This window comes from Alteromonas sp. ABD4_190 (assembly GCF_056160105.1).
The window spans coordinates 1,183,688-1,201,227 of record NZ_JBSWWN010000001.1 but is presented as its reverse complement, the minus strand read 5'-3'; the positions used below and the strand labels follow the sequence as shown (position 1 = coordinate 1,201,227).

Below are 17,540 nucleotides of genomic sequence, written 5' to 3'. Positions count from 1 at the left end.
GAGATTTAACGCAATATTGAAAGTTTAATAGTAAGTGATACTGCAGCTCTCATAGAAATCGAGCGTGATATAGTTCGCATCGACCACTTGTAGAGAAGGGAAGTAAGGTTGTATTACCTTTAGCGCCATTTTATGCAAAACCAGAAGAGTATAAATTTAGTATTAAGCTTGATGGCTTTTAAATAAGGAAGTGATATGAAATTCGTGACAAGGCTTGGTGCGCTGGTCGCTGTATCAATGCTTGCAGCAGGATGTGTAACACAAAAAGGTATGGACTCAACTGATAGTATGCCTACCGAATCGAATGTCGAAACAACAAGTTCAGTTGCTAAAACAGACAGCGAAGCGTTGAAGCAAGGCGTTAATACTTCAGGGCAAGAAAGCGAAAACGCAGCCGAAACTGCTGACAAGCCGGCAGAATTACCCAAGCAAAAAGTAGGGGTTTTCATTAACGTTAATGAATTTCCCTCGCATACTCATATTGGTACCACCAAGTTTAATAACTTCACGAAAGAGTATGCATACGACTGGCAACTAGCCTCTACGTTTTTTACCAAACTAAAGACAGCAATCGAACAATCAAACCGCTTTGAAGTGGTTGATGTAACGCCCAAAGTCAAAGGTGCATGGCAGCTAGATTTCGTGGTGAAGCAGAATGATAATTGGGCTTTTAACGAAAACCAAAATGCCCTTAGAAAGTCGCTGCTAGCTGACGGTGTTTCAAGGATCATTGTCGTCCAAGAGGCACCTACGGTAGCCATCACTGAATGCGGTACATATGGCTGCTCAGAACATGAGAGCAAAGGCGTTGGTTTATTTACAAGAAGTTTTTTAGGAACCGATCATTACGTCGCGTCTGCTAGTTTTGATGTAAGCTTTGAGCGCTTAGATAAACCTGTAGACATTGCAGCGCAACCCGAATTTAGCGAATTACAAGATGACGCCGCGAAGAACGTGCGCATTGAAAAGTTTGTTGCACCTGAAAACTTCGATGAAGTCACAGAAAGCGAGTTAGCGCCTATCAAAAAATCAATTATTAGTTACTTCGACCGTGTAGCTGAAACGGTGGCCAAACACTTATCAAATCAGTAAACCTAATAAAATGTAAACTGGGCACTAAATCAAGTGCCCGTTTTTTTTATGGTTTCCAATAAACCTAAAGGTTTGCAGATCGCGTTAGCGGTTTGTACACGCTTTATTATGCACTTTCTTTATGCGCCAAAAACTCTTCGTAGTTTCCATCGAAGTGATTCAGCTGTTTGTCTTTTATCTCTATAATTTGTGTCGCTAGCGATGAGACAAACTCGCGATCGTGGCTAACAAAAATAACCGTACCGTCAAACTTGTACAGTGCGTTATTTAACGCTTCAATGGATTCCATATCCATGTGGTTGGTAGGTTCATCCATTACTAATACGTTGATGTCTTCAAGCATAAGCTTTCCGAACAATAAACGGTTTTTCTCACCACCAGAACATACCTGAACACGCTTATTGAAATCGTCAGATGTAAACAGTAAACGGCCTAACATACCTTTAATTTGAAGGTCATCGTGTTTCGGGCTGCGCCATTGGCTCATCCACTCAAACATAGTGATATCTTCAGCAAAGTATTTGGCGTTGTCCTGCGGAATGTAGCCAATTGCGGCATTTTCTGCCCACTTATAGCTACCAGCGGTAGGCTCAATGTCATTCACTAGGCATTTCAAAAGTGTGGTTTTGCCAGCGCCGTTTTCACCAATAATCGCCAAGCGCTGTCCCGCTTCCAACAGCAAGTTAGCATTGTCAAATAACGGAAGGTCTGGATAGCTATGGCCCAAGTCTTCAAGAGTGATTGCAAGACGGTGAAGCTTCTTATGCTGCTTAAATACAATATAAGGCTTACGACGGCTCGACGCTTTTACCTCGGCTAGTTCAATTTTCTCAAGACGGCGGGCGCGCGAGGTGGCTTGTTTCGCTTTTGACGCGTTGGCAGAAAATCGTGCTACGAAGCTCTGTAGCTCTTCAATTTCCGCTGACTTCTTAGCATTCTCTGCATGAAGCTGCTCTTGAACTAGCATGGCAGCTTGAATGTAGTCGTCGTAGTTACCCGGATAAACGCGCAGCTCACCGTAGTCGATATCGGCCATGTGGGTGCATACAGAATTTAGGAAGTGTCTGTCGTGCGAAATAATAAGCATGGTCGATTTACGCTTATTAAGCTCTTCAGCAAGCCAACTGATAGTGTAAATATCCAAGTTGTTAGTTGGTTCGTCTAGAAGCAGAATATCAGGATCGGCAAATAGGGCTTGGGCTAAAAGTACACGTACTTTTTTACCGGGTGCGACTTCTTTCATTAGACCAAAATGATAGCTTTCGTCGATGCCTGCAGAGTTTAAGATATCGCCAGCGCGTGCTTCGGCGGTGTAACCATCCATCTCGGCGAATTGGGTTTCCAAGTCCGCCACGCGCATGCCATCTTCTTCGCTCATTTCAGCCTTGCTGTAAATGGCGTCGCGCTCTTGTTTAACTTCCCATAGTTCACGGTCACCCATGATTACAGTATCGACTACGCTAAACTCTTCAAAGGCAAATTGATCCTGACTTAAGATACCTAGCTTTGTGCCAGGCGCCATAGAAACGTTGCCCGACGAAGGAGTAAGTTTACCGCTTAGAATTTTCATAAAAGTAGACTTGCCACAACCGTTTGCGCCAATCAGGCCGTATCGGTTGCCGTTGCCGAATTTTGCGGAAATATTTTCAAATAATGGCTTAGAGCCAAACTGCATTGTGATATTTGCGGTGGTAATCAAAACAGGTATCCAGGGGTAAAACGATGAGAAGAGATAATAATGAAAGCGGTTGTCACTTCACTAATATATAAAAGCGCGCGCACTATAAGGAATTGAGGGCTACATGTCGAGGGAATTTTGAACAGTTTTTGCGCGGGCGTTATTAGAGAGCTGGGCGTAATATTTTTTTGCAGCATGTTGTTTAGGTTAACAGCAAGCAAATAATTCCAGCATAAAGAAAATATTACATAACAATCAGCGCGCGGTGATGCATCAATACAGTATTAACGAATAAGGCTTTGTTCACCACTTTTCGCATAAAGGTTGTTTAAATCATTATTTTAAATAGGAAAAAATGAAACATTGTCTGTTATGAAAAAAGGCCTTTTTAGTTGGTCCTAATCTTGCTGTGCTTATCTACTGAAAATAAACCGCAGCGCGCAAATGCGTCTGCTGAATTAGTGCGAAGTTTTATTTCACTCTAGTTTATCGTGGGTTAGATAACGCAAAAGAAGAATAAAACTGTGCATTTCAAAGAGGGAAACATCATGAAGTTTTTGAAAAAAATTGCGATTGGTTGCTTTTCGGCAACGGTTTTAATGTCTGGCAGCGTGCATGCAGAAGCAATTAGCTCAGATTCCGTAATGCAAACTCAAGCCGCTCACTACAATAAGCAGCAGTTAATTGACATGGTTAACCGTTCAGACGTACAGAGCAAATTGGTAAGCTTAGGTGTTGATAGCAACCAAGCTATCGCCAGAATCAACGGCATGACCGACAGCGAAATTGCCCAATTAAATGATGAAATTAATCAAGCGCCAGCGGGTGGTGTTGTGGGCGCAGTGCTTACCGTACTTGCTATTATCGCAATTTTAGACCTAATTGGTGTAACTGACGTTTACCCATTTATTCGTCCAGTGAACAGCTAATTGAATGATCAATTCAGTTAAAAAGGCCTGCGCGTTAGCAGGCCTTTCGCTTCTATTTTTGCTTTCAGGCTGTCAGTCCACACCTCAAGCTGACAAGCTGCGGCAAGAGGGACTTGCCTCTTTACCTGAATCTCACACTATTCAATCTGTTCCGTTTTTTCCCCAAGAACAGTTTTATTGCGGGCCTACCACACTATCTGAAGTGTTTGGTTACTATGGTGAAAGCACCTCTCCAAATGACATTGCGCCTAAGTTATTCATTCCCAATAAAGAAGGGAGTTTACAACTAGAAATGGTGAGCGCTACCCGACAATTTGGTTTTTTGCCATATTCTGACCGAGGGACTTTATCGTCAATTATGTCGTTAGTTAAAGACGATATCCCAGTGATTGTTTTTCAAAATTTGTCCATCCAGTTATTACCCCAATGGCACTACGCTGTTGTTATTGGGTTCGATAGTGATAAGGGGACGGTTACTTTACATACCGGCCTTACGCCTAATCACGAAATGTCGCTTGAGCTTTTTGAAAGAACGTGGGGAAGAGGAAATTACTGGTATTTGGCACCAGTTCCTCCTAATGTAACCTCGCCTGAGATGACACCGTTCACTTATGTAAGTGCGGCTTACGATATGCTTAAAGTGGGAGATAAAGCGCGTTCATTGGCGTTTTTGGAAACCGCGTCGCATACATGGCCAACGTACTGGTTAAGTTACTTCTTGATTGCCAATTATTACTTAGAGCAAAACGACAGCCAAGCAGTGGCTTGGTTTAAGAAAGGCTATGAAGTAGGGCAGAACCAACATGTTTATGTTCACAACTACGTATTAGCTTTGCGCGAAAATAATCTGCAAGCAGAAGCAAATGCTATTTTAAAGCAAGGGCTTGAGCGATTTCCTAACAATGAAGCACTTTTGAAATTGACTGATAAGTAATTTTAAATCTCGAGCGAGTTCGCATTTTCTACAATTTATCGGCTACTATTAATTTAGGAAGTAACCGTGAAGGTAGGCAATGTCGAAAAAACTAAGCTCATCAACAATCTCATATCAAAATGGAATAATCTTCAGTCGACTCCATGGTGCTTTCAATGAAAAAAGTGCCGAAGAATATAGTGAAAGTCTGTTTAAATTAGTCGTAGGACTTAATAAAAAGCCCTTTTCCCTTCTGGCGGACATCAGCCAAGTCGAGGGGGCGACTCCTGAGGCCTTCGACATACTCAAACGTATTATAAAACGCCTCCCTGAAATGGGATTAATAGCGAAAGCTTATGTCTATCGAGGACCTGTTATACGCGGAATAATGTTTCAGAGGATCCCCGAACTCAAAAATATGGATTATCTGTTTTTTACGGATATTGAAGACGCTTCTTCATGGTTGTCTCGCGAACATGAACGCAAATTAACTCTTCTTTCTAATTAGTACTAAGCGAGAAATAAACTAATCACACGCTCAACTGTCTCATTTCTCAAATTTGGTTGGTGCAGTTAACCACTAACTGTAAATAGGCGCTTTGCTAGAGCCCTATAAAACCAAGCCCTATGTTGTGAGAATCGCACGTTTTTTATGGTGTTAGTTTGATTGCTGTCAAGTTGGATGAGCATTGTGAGTAAATAACTGGTGTGCCTTTTGCGTCTTCTTTCCCGTATTAACGTATAGCTTATGTTAAAGCGCCATACTTTCTTTACGCAGGAGCACCGTCAGCCGTGGATAGCCCCCAATTTTTTGAAAATTAGCAGGTACTAGCAATAGTCGGATTAGTCGGTATTGTTATTGTGCTTTTCATCATTAAACGCCTTATATTGGTGCGCTTGAAAGCCAAGGCCCGTTCCGAAAGCAGCAGCATGTCCGATATTTACCGCGTGCTTGTACTCTCTCTAAATGCACCGTTGAATTTACTGATTTGGGTCATCTTTCTGCTGTTAGTAAAAAGTATCGTTTCAGTATTTCAGATAGAAGATGAAAGGGCTATTGAGGCGTTAACCACTGTTATCGAGGCAGGTCTTATAATAACGCTGTTTCTTTTCTTCGAACGCTTTGTTACCTACTCGTTAAGCCGTTATCGCGACCAATCAACCATTGTGAAAAACACCAGCGCTATAGCTGGTGGTGCTGTAAGAGCAGTGTTCGCCGTACTCGCCATTTTAATTATTTTGAGCACAATGGGCGTATCGATAACGCCCATCGTTGCTTCATTAGGTATTACGTCACTGGCAGTAGCATTAGCCTTACAGCCAACGCTTGAAAATTTCTTCTCAGGTATTCAGTTGGTAATGGATAAGCCCATTCGCATTGGTGACTTCGTTGAACTTGACTCGGGAGAACAAGGGTTTGTTGAGAAAATAGGCTGGCGCTCTACGTGGGTAAGAATGCTGCCCAATAACATTGTAATCATGCCAAACAGTAAGCTTTCAAATTCCAAACTAATTAACTACTACTATCCCGAGCGCGAACTGTCGGTGCCCGTAGAAGTTGGCGTGCACTATAACTCTGATTTAGAACATGTTGAAAAGGTTTGTTTAGACGTAGCCAATACTATTTTAAAAGAGCACGAGTACGGTGTTAAAACCTATCAACCCTTCGTCATTTTTCACACCTTTGATAATTCCAGCATTAACCTGACCATAATGCTGAGAACCCGTGAATACTTTAATCGCTTCTTCATTAAAAGTGCGTTTATAAAAATGCTGAAAAAGCGGTTTGATGAAGAGGGGATCATAATACCGTTCCCAATTACCGCGCTCAATATAGAGCAAGAAGGCGCGGCAAGTGTGTTGTCGTCAGCGAATGAGCACGAAAGGCCGCAAGGCTGAGCATAGGTAATGACGCTAGCGCATGGCTTTTCGATTGTATTGAGATCATCGGAAGCACAATTATCTAGTGCTTTTTCAAAGTGATGCAAATGGCGATACTGGCAATACTTAGCGCACAAGTCATTAAACTGAAAGCCTCGGTAGGCTCTAGCGTTAGCAATGTTACTGCGTAAGCGCCTATGGCGGCCCCTGTTAGGTGAAAAAAGCCAGTAAGTGCAGCTAAAAAACCGGCAGATGTTTCAGAATAGCTAAGCATAATAGTTACGCTACAAGGCATAGCAATACCGATGAAAAAGAACATTATATAGCAGTAAGCCAAAATACTGATTAACCCACTCTTTATGCTAAAGAAAACGGTCAATGCAAAAAGCACGGAAAATACCGCTAAACAGAGACTAGATACCTTAAATTTTTGCAAAGGCGACAAAGAAGTCAGCCGAATATTGAATACGCTGCCTACAACGAAAGATAAGGTGGCTAGCAGTGAGTAAACCGAGAACAGGGTTTTAGAAAGGCCGAACTGCTGCATTACCATAGAGGGCGCAATGGTAATGAAGCAAAACACAATGCCATACAAAAGCCCACTGGCCATGCCTACCGAGACAAGCTTTACTATTGTGCTTTTTATAAGTACTAACGTGTGACTAAAAACACTGTCAGATACTGGCGGCGTAAAATGACTAAGAATACTAGAGACTGAAAATAGCAAAAGTATGGCAAGTAGCCCCATTACCAGCACGAAATAAAAAATAGCGGAAATACCCAAAGACTCGCCAATTATTGTACCTATTAGCGGCGCTATTGCTGGGGCAATAGCAAAGGCAATATTGATAAGCGAAAGTGAAGTGTTGAGCTGCTTTTCGCTAAATATTTGACGTGACAGCCCTCGCGATACTGATACGCCAACGCCCCCACCTAAGCCTTGCACCACACGACCTATGAGAAAAGTACACTCTTCACTGGCAAGCGCCACCACAAGCGTACCTGCAATAAATACTAAGATTCCGTAAAACAAAAATATTTGCTTGTTTATATAGTCGCACACTATGCCAGACGCTAACTGTGAAACTGAGAACGCGACTAAAAACACAGCGACGCTTTGCTCGATTATGCTCACCTGACTGCCATACATGGTAGCTAAGTCAAAAAAGAAGGGGCTGTAAATGCTGGTAGAGACTTGGCCAAGAACAGACAAAATTGTGAAGGTAACCGTTAGCGAGTAAAACGCCTTGCGCGACATGGTGTGCTTCATCTAATAAGAAACCGGTAACAAAGTAGACTAATTATAAAGATAGGCTACAGATGAGGTATTACAGTTTTAATAAAGGCGCTTTTTTTAAGTTTGAGTAGTAGTGTACAACGGACCTCATCATGGGAAAGGGGCGGTGTTAGGCTCTTCATCATTAACGGGGGACATCCGCATTCATTAAACTGATTTTGCGAAGAATCATTTAATGGAGAGTACAGATGTCCCACGCAGGTACTATTTTAGGCATAAGTGAGTTAGAAATAGAACGTGTTCATCGACATGATTTTATTGAAGTGTGGGCAAAGCCCACTAAAAAGCCGCTATGCAAACATTGTGAGAGTCGACATTTACGCATAAAAGCCACACATAAGCGTACTGTGAAGCACACGCGCCAAGGTAATCAGGTGCTAACACTACATTTAAAGGTACCTAAGTATCACTGTCGATGCTGTGGTCGTTATTTCAGGCACCCTTTTGTTGGGATCCGGCCACGCTATCGGGCGTCGGAGTGCTTTCGCTTAGAAGTCTTTGAAGCGCACCACGGTGGTGTTACGCAGCGTGGTATCTCACGCACACATCGCATTAGTCCCACTACGGTAGAGCGTTGGTACCAATCACACATCAGCCAAAAATATAAAGAGATTATCAGTCGCCCCTGCCCAGAGATGCTGGGGATAGATGAACACTTTTTTACCCGTAAGAAGGGTTATGCGACGACGTTTGTAGATTTACGACATCGTAGTGTGTTTGATGTAAAACTGGGACGTTCTGAATTAAGTTTACGCTCGTACTTACGCCACCTTCCCAATAAAGAGAACGTTAAGCTCATCGCGATGGACTTATCGGAAACCTATCGTGGTATTGCCAAACGCTATTTCCCTAATGCTACGATAGTCGCTGACCGTTTTCATGTGGTGCGCTTGATAAACCATCACTTCTTAAAAGCGTGGCAGCAACACCACCCTGAAGGACGTAAGAATCGGGGTTTACTTAGTTTGATGCGACGACATCAATGGCATTTAAGCGAGGAGAATAACAACAACCTACAACGCTACTTAGCTGACTATCCGGTGTTAAAAACACTGTATGAGGTCAAACAGAAGCTCATCAGGTATATGCTGTTAAAGACTATGAATGAAAAACGAATGGAGCAGACATTACCGAGGTTCTTAGACTTGCTTGAACAGTTACATCACAGTCCACTTCGTACACTGGCCAAAACCTTAACTTCGTGGTTGCAACCTATCATCGCCATGTGGCGCTTTACACGAAACAACGGGATCACTGAAGGCTTCCACAACAAAATGGAAATGATATCGAGAAGAGCGTATGGTTTTAGAAACTTTGAAAATTATCGAATAAGAGTGATGACCCATTGCGGATGGGATGGTGTTATCAATCGTGTAAGGTGAATGCTGATCCCCCGTTTATGGGGTAGAGCCGAAAAAATGGTGGCCCCACCCTGACTTGAACAGGGGACCTGCCGATTATGAGTCGGATGCTCTAACCAACTGAGCTATGGGGCCATTTTGAGATGTGCTGTGTAATTATGTCTGCAAATTGCTTTGCATAACAACCACAAGCGAGCGCAAGTATAAGCAGTTTTATTTACCTTGTCACGCCTAGCTGATGGCTTTGTGAATTGTTTGCTTTATTTTTGTTCACTTTGTCGCTGTTTTGCTTGTTTTATGAATAGCGTTAGCAAACATTATTCGAAATCCAATACTTCCCACCCCCCTAATTACTTAGAAGAAAGCACTAGAAAAAAGCAATACGGAAAAGTACTGGAAGAAAAGCTAACACTTTTTTGCCCCAATAACGCTTATTTACTCTTTTGGCATGTTAGCGAGCCTTGACTCACAAACGCTAAAAGCAGCACTATTGCGTTTAAAAATAGTGCGCTCATTTTATCGATTATGTGGTGAGTGAAAGTGCAGCGGTTTTTGGCTGTGGAATATTTGAAGGAATTACTGAAGTAAATGAAAATACCTTTTCACATGAAAGTTATATATACGTTGCTTTTCTCTACATTGCTTACATTGGTAGGGTGCGACGTGATTAACCTAAAAGGGCGCGAAGCGGGAGAAATACCCTTTAAACTTGTGGGTGTGGATACGGGCGCGTGCCCAATGATCATGAGCATTGGGCAGCAGCGTTGGAATATCGATTATTTCGGATTCTATCTTAGTAAACCCGAAGTGCGCATAGATGGAAAATGGCAACGGGTGAAGTTCAAGCAAACTCAATGGCAAACGCCAAATGAAGCACTGTTGAAGTTTCACAATAAGTGCAGCAACCCAGACGATGCTAACAGCAAAATAGTGTTAGATGTGTCAGAGGAACTCTTAAAGTTAGCAACTAACCTCCGTTTTACTATGGGGTTACCTTTTGATGTTAACCACGCTGATCTCCTTACTCAACAAACGCCTTTGAACGATAAAACGATGTTTTCAAGTCGTCAAAATGGGCACCAGTTTTTAAGGCTGGATGTTTCAAAAAATGGTAAAGAAACACGTAAATGGTCTTATCATTTGGGAAGCGTAGGGTGTTCATCTGAGTCAGCATCAGCGCCCCCTGAAAAGTCATGTGCATTTACTAATCGCGTAGAGTTTATTTTGCCAATGACTCAGTTAGATACTGACTTAGACTTGGAGGTTTCTGTTTCAAACATAGTGGCACAAGTTGATATAAACGAAGCTGAAAGCTGTGTTTTCAAGTCTCCTGAAACTAAGCCCTGTGAGAAGCTTATCCATAATCTCGTTTATAGACCGTGGATAAAATGGCAGTAAAATTGAAATAAACATAATTAAACACTAAAAATTAGCGATTTATTGCTCACATTTCGCAATTTATGTTTATACTTTGCACACATATATCAACCAAATGCTTATGTGCTGATTATTAACATCGTGATAGACTCGACGTTCACAATTTATGTTAATTATAAAAAAAGCAGGTAAGCGGTCGCGGAGATGAGAATGACTGAAAAACCCTTCATTACAAGTGGTCGAAACACCATCATTCATAAAATTAGAAAGTTAGATCTATTGGTTATCAATGGCGATGAAAACCCGCCAATCATTGTAACCTACAAAGGCATTAAGCAATACGAAGGTAAAGTACCTGAGAATAAGCGAGATGCGAAAATGATGGATATGGAACTAGTCGATGTAACGTCTAGCGATGTTTTCGGCGACGAAAAAACGTTAGTGTTTATTCAAACGCTAAATGGAAAAGAATATAAAATTGATTACTCGAAAATTGGTACGGGTATGTTTATTAAAATTCACCAAGACAGTATTTTCTAAAAGCAGAGCTACCTCTTGCAGGTAAGCCGGCTTTTAGCAAGGTGGGGTTAGGCAATCTGACCCCAATTGTTTGGCTCTTGAGAGTTAACACCTGTTATTACCCCCCTACTGATTTAAGTTCTTCCGCTACTCCCTCTCACCTCCTGACTGTTTCAAAGTGTGTCTTCAGCGCGACTAATAACAGTTTAGATAGATAGTTAAACCTTATCTTTTGTGCGCTTATCGCTACAACTCAGGTAACCGTATTTTAACGCTTCTGTAGCGTAAACATCATAAAACTTAACTAGGTTATGGGTGCGGCGACAAGTAGAGGTCGTCACCGCGTTGCCTAATATTATCAGAGGAAATTGTTATGTTTACGTTACGCCGTGTTACCCAAATCGCTTTACTAGGAACCACACTTTCTTTAACTGCTACTGCTGCTAATGCTGGCTCTTACCCAGCAGAGATAGAAGATAAGCTAATTGCTGTATGTGAAGCCGTAAAGAGCGATAGCCGCTTTAAATTACATCGCGCGGTAAAAGCAACAGGCTTAAATATGAGAGACCTGCACGAGGGTTTGGTTTGTAATGGCCAAGATATGTTGACCTTTGCAGCTACTCATAACGCGTCTAAGAATGCTCAGCATATCGCGCGCCGAGTAAATGCAAGCCCAAGCATATTGACCGCTAAACGCTAATTTGAGTTTTTTGCCCTGGACTTAGGGCTATGTGATGCATAGCCCGTTTTTTTTCATCTTTCTTCAGCTATTTCTTTAAACCGCAGCGCCATAGGGCCTAGCAAGTTATAGCATCAATTAAATTGCAAAGGGAGTGCAGATGATCTCATTAGTATTCTTACAATCTGCATCTAAGCAAGCTTCACTTTGCAAAATCTTGAAGCAACTAAACCTGTTTAGCCATGTTTTTGGAGCTGAGTCGGTGGGTCACTGTTTAGCTTTGGCTGAAAAGTACCCTCAATCAATCGGTTTCTATTCGGTTTCAAAGTCATGCCGTAATCTTGCTTCAAAGTATTGGTTGGCGGTGGGCGACATGGATGAAGAGGCACTTCTGGCGTTCTCGCACAACGCATCGGGTTTTATTACACCGCCTTTTGAAGAGGACCAGTTAATACGTGCTATTGGATACGTTAAAAGCAAATTTGACTGTTTCGAACGTGATTTTCAATTTAACACAATGGTAAAAGGGCTGTGCAAACAGTACGGGGTATCTAAGCCCGCGTTGTTAGCGACATTACGCCAACAGTTAAGCAAGAGTATCAAACCTCATGTGGTTAGTATTAGAACTGAGAATGGGTGGTGTTGCTTAAATCCCGCCGATATTAAATGGATAGAAGCGGCAGGGGACTACATGTGTGTACAAACACTGTCTGAATGTTATGTGGTTCGCACAACTTTGTGTGAATTACTGAAGCGTCTTGGCGAGCAGTACTTTAAGCGCTGTAATCGCTCAGTAGCAGTAAATGCCAAGCACGTCGCGCATTTAGAACAAAGGCTAAATCAGCAAAGAGTGGTTATGCAAGATGGCGAGATCTTTAAAATAACCCACAAGTACTACTATCAGTTTTGGCATGTCGAGGGCCAAGAAAATCAAGAAAGAACATAAGGCCCATAAGACCATAGTCCCGCTGGTGGTGGAACTCGCTAATCGTTACACTTAGTACTTTATACTTAAAGGCAAGGACAGAAAGTGCGAAATGTAAGTAACGCAGTAGTGGGGGCCATAGTGGTTTTCGCTGCGTATTATGCTGGGCTTTTCGCCGTTACCATGTTGGCGTTACCTATTCCAGGGCCATTGGTTGGGCTTTGTTTGCTGCTTGGTATGCTTTTCATATCTCCAAAGCTGGAAATGCCTACTGCTCGGTTTGTTACTCTTCCCTTAAAACATATGTCACTGTTTTTCGTTCCCGCCGTACTTGGTGTGTCTATCTATTGGGATGATATTGAAGCCAATGCGCCAGCAATCGCCATTGCCATTCTCCTTACTACTTCATTAAGCTTAGGCGTCACAGCTTGGTTCGCACAGAAGTTATTTTGTAGCAAATTGAATAAACCTTCCAGCGCTTCACAAACGGAAGGGGAGCTTGAATGATTGATGCTTTGAATCAGGTAGTTAGCTTAAATGGGCTGTTATGGCTATGTATCACTGTTATCGGTTACCTTATTGCGCTTTGGGTTAATAAAAAATGTAACGGTCACCCAATCGCGCACCCCATTATTTTTACGGCTGCGTTTGTTTCTGTACTCCTTTATTTGACTAATACTGAAGTTGTTGAGTATCAGAACTCGGCATCATTATTTCATTGGCTATTAGGGCCTGTTACTGTAGCGCTTGCATTACCAATTTATCGGCAATGGCAGTATTTAAAGCACTACGGATGGAGGTTAATAGTCAGTATTGGCTTTGGTGGAATAATTGCGCCTGTTACCGCATGGCTCACGCTTTTTGCGTTGGATGCACCATCGGCCCTAAAAATGACCATGTTAGCTAAATCAATCACCACACCTCTTGCGATGGAAGCCAGTGCTCACATCGGCGGAATTCCCGCGCTAGCAGCCGTTTTTGTTATCACTACAGGTATTGTGGGCGCTATTGTAGCGACCGGGGTATTCTCTGTATTTGACGTGCGTGACCGACAGGCACAGGGCATTGCTTTAGGTACTGTTGCGCATGCTATTGGAACCGCCAAATCAATACAAATGGGTGAGGACGTCGCCGCTATGGCTACCCTTGGGCTTTGTGTAAACGGGATATTTACGGCTTTGATACTCCCCCTAATCTTTGGCGTTTTTGTTTAAACTTTCAGCCCGAGACTTCAAACTTATAGCTATGTTGTAAGCTTATAGTTAAATGTAAAACACGCTGGCAATATTCCCCAAAAGTGCTATTTCTTAGTGAGGTGTTTCGTATCACCATATACAGGTTATCTGTTTATAACGCCGATAGGGCACTACCGCTTACTGTACCTGAAGCAGAAATCATTACTTCAGTTCACAGTAGTTGTGCCGATACAGTTGAAATTACTAGAAAATATCAGCGGCAGCTGGTTGTAAAAGCTAGGTGGTAAAAGAACTTAATGTTTTCAGTACTCGTATGTGACGACTCGTTAGTTGCGCGCAAGCAAGTAGCTAAGTGCCTTCCCCAAGATTGGGACGTAGCCGTGCACTTTGCAAAGAATGGCCAAGATGCTTTGACTGCGCTCGCCGATGGCAAAGGCGATCTTTTACTTTTAGATTTGAATATGCCAGTGCTTGACGGGTACGGCACTTTAGAGGCTATCCAACAGCGTGGTCTTAAAACTAAGGTTATTGTGGTGTCTGGTGACATTCAACCGGAAGCGCACGAAAGAGTGACGTCGCTCGGGGCGTTGGACTTTATCCGCAAGCCTGTAGACCCCAAAAAGCTTGCTGAGGTTCTTGATAAATATAATATTCTTCACGCCGAAGAAGAAGAGCCAGAAGAAATTACGCCGCTTGACCCTGATATTCGCGATTGTTACCAAGAAATAACCAATATAGCGATGGGGCAGGCGGGCGATCACCTCGCGCGCACCATGAATGTCTTCGTAGAACTTCCTATACCTAATGTAAACCTAATTGAAGTATCTGAACTTCACATGATGCTTTCTGACATTGAAAGTCACGAACAAGTCACTGCAGTTTGCCAAGGCTTTTTAGGACCCGGTGTTAGCGGTGAAGCGCTTTGTATTTTGAGCGATTCAAGCTTTGATGATGTTGCTAAAATTTTAAACGTTGAAGGTGAAGTAGACGACCAGCTTCAATTAGAGCTGCTTATGGATGCGGCGAGTATTCTTATTGGAACCTGCCTGACGGGGTTAGCAAACCAAATGGATATTAACTTCAGCCAAGGCCACCCTATTGTGCTTGGTCAGCACCGTGCCATCACTGAAATTATTGGTATGAATCAAATTAAGTGGAAGCGAACATTGGCGATAGAGCTTAGCTATGGGCTTGAAGGCTACAATGTTCAATGCGATTTGATTTTGTTGTTCACGGAAGAATCCATGAAAATGATGAATTCAAAGCTTGCCCACTTGTTGGAGGATTTCTAATGAGCCAGCATTTAGATGAGTTACAAGAATTCCATTGGATGATGGACATGCTACAAACGGTAGATGTGGGGATTGTTGTACTTGATCGTAATTTTACCGTACAGGTATGGAATGGCTTTATGGAAAGTCATAGTGGACTTTTGCCGAGCGAAGTAAGAGATAAAACGTTATTTTCGCTCTTCCCTTCAATTAAGCAAGACTGGTTTATTAAAAAAGCTAAGCCCGTCTTCGACTTAAAAACTCGCGCTTTCATGACATGGGAGCAGCGCCCGTATTTATTCAAGTTTCCTAACTACCGGCCGATTACAGGTAGTGAGTCATTTATGTATCAAAACATCACACTATCTCCACTTACTTCCGCAACGGGAAAGGTGGACTTTATAAGTATGATGATCTACGACATGACTGATGTGGCGGTGGGTAAAAAACAGCTCGAGGCACTGCAAGTTACGATGTCCGAAGAGCAAGAAGCGAGATTAGTCGCGAGTAAATTAAAACACACCTTATCTTAACCACAATAGGTAATGCAGCAGAGGCTTATAGCCACTTTGCAATTTCATCTACATTGAGTTTTTCACGCACTACGCCTGAGGTTTTAGCATCAAGTGCGGCGGGAGTATGTATGCAATTAATCAAGTCTTCATTTTCAGGCTATTTACCACGTACTGTGGCGCGTGGGTTAGCCATTTTGGGCGGCGCATTTATTTTAGCTGCCTGCGGTGGTGGCGGAGGCGGCGATGGTGACTCGAGCGATGGTGGAACGGGCAATGATAATTTAGTGATAAATGCTGGCCCTGATGCAACAGTAACAGAAGGCGTAACTTACTCGCTTAGCGCAGAGGTGAGCGGAGGTGATGGCAATTACACGTATAACTGGAGTGCGTCCCCTACGCTATCGATTACTCATGAAGATACGAGCTCTTCTGCAGCAAGCTTTGTGGCACCGGTGGTTAATAGTGCCACTGAATATACACTTACTGTTTCAGTTAACGACCAAAGCGGAAATACAGCCAGTGATTTTACTGTAATTACGGTCGCACCTGTGAATATTGCCCCCGAAGCCAGTATAGACGTTCCTGAATGGGACGACTTAGCAGAGAACACTTTCCCCGGTGGTGTTGAAGTTGTTTTTGATGGTACTGGTAGTAGTGACTCAGATTCGACTGCCACAGAGGGCGAAATAGCCGATTACACGTGGACTCAAACCAGCGGAACTAATGTGATAACCGGTGTAGAAACTAACCTTTCTACTTTGACTATCGTAACGCCCATTGCCAACGATGCACAGCAGCTTACCTTTCAGTTAGAAGTGACCGACAGCGAAGGCGCAACTGATACTGATACCGTCACCATTTCTGTTCAATCTGAAACTGAAACCTTGCCGGTTGTTGACGCAGGGTTTTCGCAGGGCGTTTTCAGTGGCGAAGTGGTTATTTTAGAAGGCGAGGCCAGTACCAGTATTCCAAGTGCTTTACCGCTAATCTATTCGTGGGAGCGCAGTAATAATGTTTCTTCGAGCAGCAGGGCTACCGCTGACGCGACTAATCGCCCCGTAGATGACAGCGATGCGCTATCCACATTTGCCATAGCACCTTCGGTATCGTCTTCTACCGTTGTGGCCTATACCCTCACTGTGACCGACGCCAACGGTAACAGCGTTGAAGATACGATTAACGTAAATGTACGCCCAATGCCTACGCCGCTTTTAAACGACACAGGCTTCTTACAGCAGGCTACCAATAACGCGTTAACCGAGGCGCAGCAAAACGACTTTCCTGGGCAGGACGGGCAGCGTGGCGCTGATATTATTGAGCAAAATGGCTTAATAGAAAAGGCTGGGCGTGGTAAAGCTGGCTTCGACTTCACGCGCTTAAACGCTAACGGTGATGAGCAAGATGCCAGTGCTGATACCTGGTCATGCGTTCGAGATAATGTAACCGGGCTAGTATGGGAAGTGAAAACTGACGATGGTGCATTTCAAGATAAAGACTATACCTATTCTTGGTACAGCGAAGAGGTAAATGGTGGTTTTGAAGGCGACCAGGCAGGCGTGAATGCAACGTGCTTACTGACCAACTGTAATACGTCAGCGTATGTTGCAGCAGTCAATGCGCAAGGCTTGTGTGGCTTTTATGACTGGCGTTTACCCACTCATCATGAACTATTTTCTTTAATGCACTTAGGCATTGCCGACGATGTTGCTATTGATGAAGATTATTTCCCTAATACAGGTGCAGTCTCTACCGAACCACTTTGGTATTGGACATCCGTGCCTAGTGCAGACGGGGTAAATAGCGACGACGCGCAAAATGCATGGGCATTGGACTTTGACTCGGGCGTAGATAACTTTCTAAACAAGTCATCAGCGGCGCGTGTTCGTTTAGTAAGAGCAGGGAGATAG

17 protein-coding genes and 1 tRNA gene are annotated in these 17,540 nt (G+C 43.1%); 15 read left to right on the top strand and 3 right to left on the bottom strand.

The window, feature by feature from the left end; translation table 11 throughout:
- The first annotated feature begins 195 nt into the window (after positions 1–195).
- Entirely contained in the window at positions 196–1,092 is an 897-nt protein-coding gene (locus ACXAFM_RS05290) for a hypothetical protein (RefSeq protein WP_474833713.1), read from the top strand.
- A 106-nt stretch (positions 1,093–1,198) separates the two neighbouring features.
- On the opposite strand, the gene ACXAFM_RS05285 is transcribed toward ACXAFM_RS05290, so the two are convergent.
- Positions 1,199–2,791 (bottom strand): ABC-F family ATPase, encoded by a 1,593-nt coding sequence (locus ACXAFM_RS05285; protein ID WP_474833710.1) that lies wholly within the window; start codon positions 2,789–2,791, stop codon positions 1,199–1,201.
- Positions 2,792–3,318: 527 nt separating this feature from the next.
- On the opposite strand from ACXAFM_RS05285, the gene ACXAFM_RS05280 reads away from it, so the two are divergent.
- The 4 genes from ACXAFM_RS05280 to ACXAFM_RS05265 all read left to right on the top strand — a co-directional run bounded on the left by ACXAFM_RS05280 (position 3,319) and on the right by ACXAFM_RS05265 (position 6,511).
- Positions 3,319–3,699: a PA2779 family protein gene (locus ACXAFM_RS05280; protein ID WP_118490142.1), complete on the top strand. Its 381-nt coding sequence runs from the start codon at positions 3,319–3,321 to the stop codon at positions 3,697–3,699.
- 4 nt (positions 3,700–3,703) lie between these two features.
- The gene (locus tag ACXAFM_RS05275) at positions 3,704–4,633 is read left to right on the top strand and encodes a PA2778 family cysteine peptidase (RefSeq protein ID WP_474833707.1); all 930 of its coding nucleotides are present in this window, start codon (positions 3,704–3,706) and stop codon (positions 4,631–4,633) included.
- 79 nt (positions 4,634–4,712) lie between these two features.
- Positions 4,713–5,120, top strand: coding sequence for a hypothetical protein (locus ACXAFM_RS05270; RefSeq protein WP_474833705.1), 408 nt, complete (start codon positions 4,713–4,715; stop codon positions 5,118–5,120).
- 326 nt (positions 5,121–5,446) lie between these two features.
- On the top strand, positions 5,447–6,511 hold the full coding sequence (locus tag ACXAFM_RS05265) for a mechanosensitive ion channel family protein (protein WP_474835548.1): 1,065 nt from the start codon (positions 5,447–5,449) through the stop codon (positions 6,509–6,511).
- Positions 6,512–6,575: 64 nt separating this feature from the next.
- Here ACXAFM_RS05265 and ACXAFM_RS05260 read toward each other — a convergent pair whose 3' ends face one another.
- The gene (locus ACXAFM_RS05260; protein ID WP_474833702.1) at positions 6,576–7,763 is read right to left on the bottom strand and encodes an MFS transporter; all 1,188 of its coding nucleotides are present in this window, start codon (positions 7,761–7,763) and stop codon (positions 6,576–6,578) included.
- A 215-nt stretch (positions 7,764–7,978) separates the two neighbouring features.
- Here ACXAFM_RS05260 and ACXAFM_RS05255 point away from each other — a divergent pair, with 215 nt between their 5' ends.
- The gene (locus tag ACXAFM_RS05255; protein WP_474825753.1) at positions 7,979–9,172 is read left to right on the top strand and encodes an ISL3 family transposase; all 1,194 of its coding nucleotides are present in this window, start codon (positions 7,979–7,981) and stop codon (positions 9,170–9,172) included.
- Between the two features lie 37 nt (positions 9,173–9,209).
- Here ACXAFM_RS05255 and ACXAFM_RS05250 read toward each other — a convergent pair.
- Positions 9,210–9,286 (bottom strand) — tRNA-Ile (locus ACXAFM_RS05250).
- Between the two features lie 453 nt (positions 9,287–9,739).
- Between ACXAFM_RS05250 and ACXAFM_RS05245 the strand changes: the two genes are divergently transcribed.
- The 9 genes from ACXAFM_RS05245 (at position 9,740) to ACXAFM_RS05205 (ending at position 17,540) form a co-directional block, all read left to right on the top strand.
- A complete protein-coding gene (locus tag ACXAFM_RS05245; RefSeq protein WP_474833698.1) occupies positions 9,740–10,549 on the top strand; it encodes an MbnP family protein in 810 nt (269 codons plus the stop codon).
- 189 nt (positions 10,550–10,738) lie between these two features.
- On the top strand, positions 10,739–11,068 hold the full coding sequence (locus ACXAFM_RS05240) for a hypothetical protein (RefSeq protein ID WP_474827542.1): 330 nt from the start codon (positions 10,739–10,741) through the stop codon (positions 11,066–11,068).
- Between the two features lie 352 nt (positions 11,069–11,420).
- Positions 11,421–11,747 carry a DUF3718 domain-containing protein gene (locus ACXAFM_RS05235; RefSeq protein ID WP_474833695.1) on the top strand — a complete coding sequence of 109 codons (327 nt, stop codon included), beginning with the start codon at positions 11,421–11,423 and terminating at the stop codon, positions 11,745–11,747.
- Between the two features lie 139 nt (positions 11,748–11,886).
- Entirely contained in the window at positions 11,887–12,672 is a 786-nt protein-coding gene (locus ACXAFM_RS05230) for a LytR/AlgR family response regulator transcription factor (RefSeq protein WP_474833692.1), read from the top strand.
- A gap of 84 nt (positions 12,673–12,756) precedes the next feature.
- Complete coding sequence (locus tag ACXAFM_RS05225; protein ID WP_474833688.1) at positions 12,757–13,158, top strand: CidA/LrgA family protein; 402 nt, start codon at positions 12,757–12,759, stop codon at positions 13,156–13,158.
- Entirely contained in the window at positions 13,155–13,865 is a 711-nt protein-coding gene (locus tag ACXAFM_RS05220) for an LrgB family protein (protein ID WP_474833685.1), read from the top strand. Before ACXAFM_RS05225 ends, ACXAFM_RS05220 begins: the two co-directional genes overlap by 4 nt.
- 278 nt (positions 13,866–14,143) lie before the next feature.
- A complete protein-coding gene (locus tag ACXAFM_RS05215) occupies positions 14,144–15,139 on the top strand; it encodes a response regulator (protein WP_474833683.1) in 996 nt (331 codons plus the stop codon).
- Positions 15,139–15,651, top strand: coding sequence for a PAS domain-containing protein (locus ACXAFM_RS05210; protein WP_474827530.1), 513 nt, complete (start codon positions 15,139–15,141; stop codon positions 15,649–15,651). The genes ACXAFM_RS05215 and ACXAFM_RS05210 overlap by 1 nt, the downstream gene beginning before the upstream one ends.
- Before the next feature lie 110 nt (positions 15,652–15,761).
- Entirely contained in the window at positions 15,762–17,540 is a 1,779-nt protein-coding gene (locus ACXAFM_RS05205) for an Lcl C-terminal domain-containing protein (RefSeq protein WP_474833680.1), read from the top strand.